Origin of the sequence: Bartonella sp. PS17NMGDW (genome assembly GCF_042193555.1) — a bacterium.
GTDB lineage: Bacteria > Pseudomonadota > Alphaproteobacteria > Rhizobiales > Rhizobiaceae > Bartonella > Bartonella grahamii.
Map to the genome: position 1 here is coordinate 1 of NZ_JBHILY010000023.1, position 7244 is coordinate 7244.

Here is a 7244-nt window from a genome sequence, read left to right on the forward strand (position 1 = left end):
TTAATAACGTATTACTTTCTTAAAAGAGGGAAACTATGAAAGATAGTAATTTACAAAACAATAATGAAAATACTCCCGTCAATGATAACGATAATGTCTCTTTAAACGAAAATACTTGTTTAAAAGCCATTCCTTATGAACAAGCCTTGCAACAAAATGGTTGGGGGCAATTAAAACCGATTGCTACGGCTCTCTTACCTGTCGAGCCTTTTAGCTTATTACAGTTGCCAATGCCATTAATGGACTATATTTATGAGGTTGCCGATCTTCAACAATCTTCTATCGATTTTATTGCTATCTCTGCTTTATGTGGCTTGGCTGCTGTGATTGGCAATGGCGTGCGTATCGCTCCAAAACAACATGATAATAATTGGAAAATTGTTCCTAATCTCTGGGGGGCTCTTGTGGGGCAACCTTCAACACTCAAAACACCTACCATGCAAGCCGCTTTAACTCCTCTCTATGCCTTTCAAGAGGAATGGCATCAAGAATGGTTAAAGAAGAAAGAACAGCAAGAAAAGAAAGATATTCTTATTGAATTAGATAAACGAGAAAAGAAAAAACAAGCCTATAAAGCACTCAAAGATCAAGATGAGGAACAAGCCCTTGCCCTTCTTTCACAATCTATTGAACACAAAGAAAGTGATGATAACACTCTTGATAAACGACGTCTTATTGTCAACGATGTGACTGTCGAAAAGCTTGGGGAACTCTTAAAAGAAAACCCCCGTGGTCTCTTGATGGTACGAGATGAATTGGCTGGGTTTTTAGCTAATATGGAAAGAAAGGAATACCAAACAGACCGTGCCTTTTATCTAACAGCTTTTAATGGCAATACGTCATACACCTATGACCGTATTGAACGTGGAACCATTCATATTCCCAATGCAACCATTTCCATTATTGGGGGCATTCAACCCTCACGCATTATTCCCATTATTCAAGCCATGTGCCATGGAATAAATGATGATGGTTTCATGCAACGATTTCAAATGATTGTATGGCCCGACGAACGAAAAAAGCGGTTATGGACGGATAGACCTCCCAATCAAAAGGCATGGGAAAGCTATCAAGGGGTCTTTCGTTCTCTTTATGATAAACCGTTAGGCTCACCAAAGCATCCGATAACCATACACTTTTCTACTGATGCCCAAGAGATCTTTCGTGTATGGTGGGAAGATTTTCAGAAAAAAATAAATAGTGGTCATTTCTCTACAAATTTACAATCGTATCTTTTGAAAATGGATAAAACCATACCAACACTTGCGTTGATTTTTGAATTGACCGAAGGGGGTCGTTTTGAAATCAATAGAAATGCTCTTGAGAGAGCCTTGTATTGGGAAAAATATCTGTTAAGTCATGCCAAACGTCTTTATGCGGCGCATGATACATTAGCAACAGAAAGTGCAAACTTGCTTGTCAAGCGCTGTGATTGTTTACCTAATGTTTTTACTGCACGGGATGTTTATAAACGTGATTGGAAATGTTTAAAAGACAATGAAGCTGTGAAGCAAGCTTTAGAGCTTTTATGCCGTTGCAATTATATTCGTGAAATCTCTGGAGACAATAACTCCCAAGGCGGTCGACCTACCATACGCTATGAATGGCATCCTTTAGTGAAAAGTCATAAAACATTTCAATGAATGAATTTTAAATTCCAATAAAACATATAACTTATGTATTCATAAAATGAAACCTTCAAAACATTTCCCATCTATTGGTTTTGGAGGTTTTGGAGGTGCTTTTTATTCCCCTCTTTATATATTTTAAAAATCAAAATAAAAGTCACTATATTTCAATATGTTAATTTTTATCAACTTTTCAAAAAACAATCTATATCAACATTACAACCTGTAAATTCAACTTATAGAATAGGTTTTGTAGGGGTTTTGGGGGTATAGGGGGGGTATATGCTTTTTATCTTTCTTACAAAGCAAGCAATAAAAGCCTATCAAAACATACATTCTGATATCTTAAAAACACATATCAAATTTGTCTTTTTTCCATAAAACGAACAGCAAATTTCACTATTTTGCTGATTTTACCTCATGTCATAGGCTGTGGATAAGTAGCCTTTAATAAAATTTCTTTTTAAGCAGGTTGTGGGTCTTTTTTTATTTTATTATTGCTATTTGCTTTAAATAGATCTAGCAGATTCTATTTAAAGTTTTTTGACACCTATAGATCAACGCTTATAAAGCGGTGGGGTTTTATTATAAATGCTTCAATCTCATAACAAACCACTGACATTACGCTCTCTGTTACAATCCTACCGTGATCATACAGAAAGTGCGCGCGATAGAGGAACTTCTTTTGAAAAGTTTGTAATTGCTTATTTGACGCAAGACCCTCTACAATGCCAAGAATATGAAAAGGTTCAAACCTATTGTGAATGGGCAAAAGAGCATGGGGAAGATGGACGTGATATTGGCATTGATCTGGTTGCTAAAATTCGTGATGAAGAAGGATATGCCGCTATTCAATGTAAGTTTTATAGTGCAAATCATCAGATCAAGAAGGAAGATATTGATAGCTTTATAGCAGCGTCTGGCAAGAAAATATTCACACGCCGTATTCTGGTTGATAGCACCGAAGGTAATTGGAGTAACAATGCCGATCTCACCTGTGAAGGACAAGGAGTCCGCATTCAACGGATTAATCTTTTCGATCTGGAAAACAGTCAAATAGATTGGTCAACCTTTGAAAGCAAAGGGAAAGCTACTCTTAAGAAAAAAGAACCGAAAAATCTTTTAGATCATCAACAAGAAGCGCTTAAAGCTGTTTGTGAAGGGTTAAAAGAAGCAGACCGCGGCAAGCTGATTATGGCGTGTGGAACGGGAAAGACCTTTACCAGTCTGAAGATAGCAGAAGCTCTTGCTGGTCAAGGTAAACGTGTTTTATTCCTTGTCCCCTCTCTTTCTTTAATGTCACAAACAATAAGAGAATGGACAGCAGATACAGCAATACCCTTGCGTTCCTTTGCCGTGTGTTCTGATACACAAGTTGGTAAGCGTCGTAAAGCCCAAGATGATGCTGCCGAACTCGATGTCTCGGATCTCGCTCTACCAGCAACAACAGATTCTCAAAAGCTTGGAGAAAAAGCCAATAAGACTTCTCCTGATGCCATGACTGTGGTCTTTGCTACCTACCATTCGATACAAGTGATTTCGGATGCGCAAAAGAAATATGCTTTACCGGAATTTGATCTGATCATTTGTGATGAAGCACACCGTACCACTGGAGCTGTGTTAGGAACAGACAAGAGTGAATCTGAGTTTATCAAGGTTCATGACAATAGCCTTATTCGGGGCAAGAAACGTCTGTATATGACCGCAACACCTCGTATCTTTAGTGATAATGCCAAAAAACAAGCTAATGAGATTGATGCCGTTCTGGCTTCTATGGATGATGAAGAGCTTTATGGCAAAATCCTTTATTCTTATAGTTTCTCCCATGCTGTAAAAAATGGACTTTTAACGCCTTACAAGATTATCGTTTTAGGTGTTGATGAAGGAGAAGTGAGTAAATCTATCCAGCATCTGATGACAGATAAGAATTATGAACTTATTCTTGATGATAGAACAAAGATCATGGGTTGTTATCAAGCTCTTACCAAAATGGATCTGAAAATTGATCTTGGAGATGATACAAGACCCATGCACCGAGCTTTGGCTTTTTGTAAAGATATTGATACTTCTGAACGCATATGTAGAACATTCAACGATGAAGAAGTTAAGAAAGATTTACGTGATCTTCATGAAAACCATAAAAATATTCCCCCTCTTAACTGTCAAGTAGATCATATTAATGGAAAATCTGGTGCCAAAAACCGTACGATAAAACTTGATTGGTTGAAAGAAGATGCGGGTGAGAATGTCTGCCGTATATTAACCAATGTACGCTGCCTTTCAGAAGGTGTTGATGTTCCTTCCCTTGATGCGGTTATGTTTTTACACCCGCGTAAAAGCCAAGTGGATGTGATACAAGCAGTGGGACGTGTGATGCGTCGTGCAAAAGGCAAAAAGATGGGCTATATCATTTTGCCGGTTGGTGTTCCTGCTGGTGTTTCACCAGAAGAGGCATTAAAAAACAATAAGAGATACAGTGTTGTCTGGCAAGTTCTCAATGCTTTGCTTGCCCATGATGAGAATTTTAGTAAAACCCTTAACCAGATGGTCTTAGGGCAAGACGTAAGCTCTATCATCGACATTGTTACAGTTTCTAAAAAGACCGAATTAGAGAATGTCACCACGGTTATTGACGAAATCACGCTCCACGAAAAATCAGAAAAATCCGGACTTCGTATTGGGACACAAGCTCATGAACCGCACCAAACATATGAAGGACAAGGAAGATTGCCCTTTTTTGTTGAGTTTCCCAATGCTCTCAAAACACTGATTGTTAAAAAATCTACTATGAGTGATTATTGGGGCATTTGGGCTGGCAATGTTGCTGAGATTGCACAAAACCATATCACACGCCTTCAAACTATACTTTCTGATCAGACAAGCGAAGCTTATCATGCCTTTGATGCGTTTTATAAGGAATTAAAAAACAACTTAAACAGTGAGATAAAGCAAGAAGAAGCGATTGAGATGTTAGCGCAACATCTTGTGACGCGTCCTGTGTTTGAAGCCTTGTTTGAGGGCAATGAATTTGTACAAAACAATGCCATTTCGCAAGCAATGGAAAAAATCTTAACAGAACTCGACAAAACCAATATCGAGGAAGAATCCAAGGAATTACAAGAGTTTTATGACAGCGTAAAGTTCCGTGCCTCTGGCATTACAGAACCACAGGCAAGACAAAATCTTATTATCAAGCTTTACGAAGATTTTTTTACCAAAGCTTTTAAGAAAACCACGGATAGGCTTGGCATTGTTTATACCCCCGTTGAGGTTGTCGATTTTATCATTCATTCTGTTGATGATGTGTTGCGTAATGAGTTTGGAAAAAGCTTGGGGTCACGTGGTGTTTCTATTCTTGACCCTTTCACTGGAACGGGTACCTTTATCACAAGGCTTTTACAATCAAAGCTCATAAAACCAGAGGATATGGAATATAAATTCCGTCATGATATCCATGCCAATGAGATTGTTTTACTGGCTTATTACATAGCAGCGATCAATATTGAATCGACTTACCATAGTTTGAAGAAAGGAGATTACATCCCTTTCAAGCATATTGGTTTAACTGATACGTTTCGGATGCTGGAAAAACAAGATTTGATGAAAGGTTTATTAGAGGAAAACAGTGAATATTTAGAGCATCAAAAAAATTTGAATATTGAAGTGATCTTTGGCAATCCTCCTTATTCCGTGGGACAGAAAAGTGCTAATGACAATGCTAAGAACAGTCCTTATCCGCTATTAGATAAACGCATCAGTGACACGTATGCTGCTCAATCGAATGCAAATCTTATGCGAAATCTGTATGACAGTTATATCCGTGCTATCCGCTGGGCAAGTGACCGTATTAGTAATGCTGGGGTAATCGGCTTTGTTTCTGGTTCTGGTTACATAGAAAAGCCAACAATGGATAGCTTACGAAAATCTTTAGCCAAAGAGTTTACGAGTATTTATGTTCTCAATCTGAGGGGTGATATTCGTAAAAATATGTTAAGCAATGGGAAGGCTCAAGAAGGACAGAATATTTTTGGTAGTGGTAGTATGACTGGTATTGCCGTGACATTATTTATCAAAAATCCCAATGTTTCTGGAGATTGTAAAATTTATTATCATGACATTGGTGATAATCTTACGACAAAAGATAAACTTTTTGCACTTAATTATTTGGGTAGCATTAATGGTGTCACAAATAAATCAAGTTGGAAAATAATTATACCAGATAAACATGGTGATTGGATAAATCAACGTGATGAGAGTTTTGAGACATTTATAGTCTTAGGGTATAAAAAAGAACACGATAAAAAGCTGTTTGAAATTTTTTCTTGTGGTGTCGTAACCAGTCGTGATGCTTGGGCATACAACTCAAGCCGTAAAGATTTAGCAAAAAATATGAGTGATATGATTGCTTTCTATAACAGCGAAGTAAAACGTTTTAATGATACGCATCCACATGCTGACCGTAAAACACGTAACAATATTGTAAATGATTTTGTTAATACAAATGCTGAAAAGATCAGTTGGAGTCGTGCACTTAAACAAGAGTTGGTAAAAGGAAAGGTTTTTGAATTTGAAGAAACTCGCCTTATTCAAAGTCTTTACCGTCCATTTACACAACAATGGCTCTATTATAATCGTACTTTCAATGAAATGGTTTTACAAATGCCGCGTATATTCCCTATGAGAAAAGCGGTTGATAATAGAGTAATACAAGTTACAGGCATAGGAGCAAGAAGTGGTTTTTCTGTTTTGATGAGTAAGGATTTACCTAACCTTCACGCAATAGATACAGGTCAATGCTTTCCACTCTATATTTACGAAGATAGCATGGTCTCAAAAGATAAAAATGAAAAACAATCCCATTTATTTACAAACTCTATAGAGGAAAACAAAACAGCTGGTTTACAGAGGCGTGATGCCATTACAGATGAGGGACTAGCGCATTTTAAAGCGGCTTATCCTAATGAAAAAATCTCTAAGGATGATCTATTCTATTATGTTTATGGGATTTTACATTCAGAAGATTACCGTGCCCGTTATGCTGATAACCTCTCTAAAGAGTTGCCTCGCATCCCTTGTGTAAAAAGCGCTGAAGATTTTTGGAAGTTTGTTACAGCAGGGCGTAAACTGGGTCATTTGCATGTAAACTATGAAGATGTAGAGCCTTATCCAGTCACATTTAAAAAAGGCAATCCAAAACAGACTAATATCTCTAATCCAGAAAAGTTTTATTATGTGACTGAAATGAAATTTGCAAAAGCAGGTAAAGAGAAAGATAAATCAACTGTTATTTATAATAGCAATATCATCATGACAGATATTCCTCTTGAAGCTTATGAGTATATCGTTAATGGTAAACCCGCTCTTGAATGGGTTATGGAACGTCAATGTGTAAAGACTGATAAAAAGAGTGGTATTGTGAATGATGCCAATCGCTATGCTGTTGAAACCGTTGGCAACCCTGCTTATCCATTAGAGTTATTCCAAAGGGTTATTACTGTAAGTTTAGAGACAATGAAAATCGTTAAAAGCTTACCAAAATTAGAAATTAGAGAAACTGAATAACTTAAAAGCGTGCTCACATAATGGGTATGATAAACTCACAACGGGTATAAGGTT

General features: G+C 37.2%; 2 protein-coding genes. Both read left to right on the forward strand.

Going from position 1 to position 7244, the window contains the following annotated elements:
* Positions 1-35: 35 nt before the first annotated feature.
* Positions 36-1643, forward strand: a complete 1608-nt coding sequence (locus tag ACFIJK_RS08370; protein ID WP_208438636.1) for a YfjI family protein — start codon at positions 36-38, stop codon at positions 1641-1643.
* 576 nt (positions 1644-2219) lie between these two features.
* Positions 2220-7190, forward strand: coding sequence for a DEAD/DEAH box helicase (locus ACFIJK_RS08375; RefSeq protein ID WP_375627480.1), 4971 nt, complete (start codon positions 2220-2222; stop codon positions 7188-7190).
* Positions 7191-7244 lie beyond the last annotated feature (54 nt).

Bases quoted from the DNA above. Each gene is read 5' to 3' on its own strand.
- ACFIJK_RS08370 (WP_208438636.1), top strand. From the start codon at position 36: ATGAAAGATAGTAATTTACAAAACAATAATGAAAATACTCCCGTCAAT.
- ACFIJK_RS08375 (WP_375627480.1), top strand. From the start codon at position 2,220: ATGCTTCAATCTCATAACAAACCACTGACATTACGCTCTCTGTTACAA.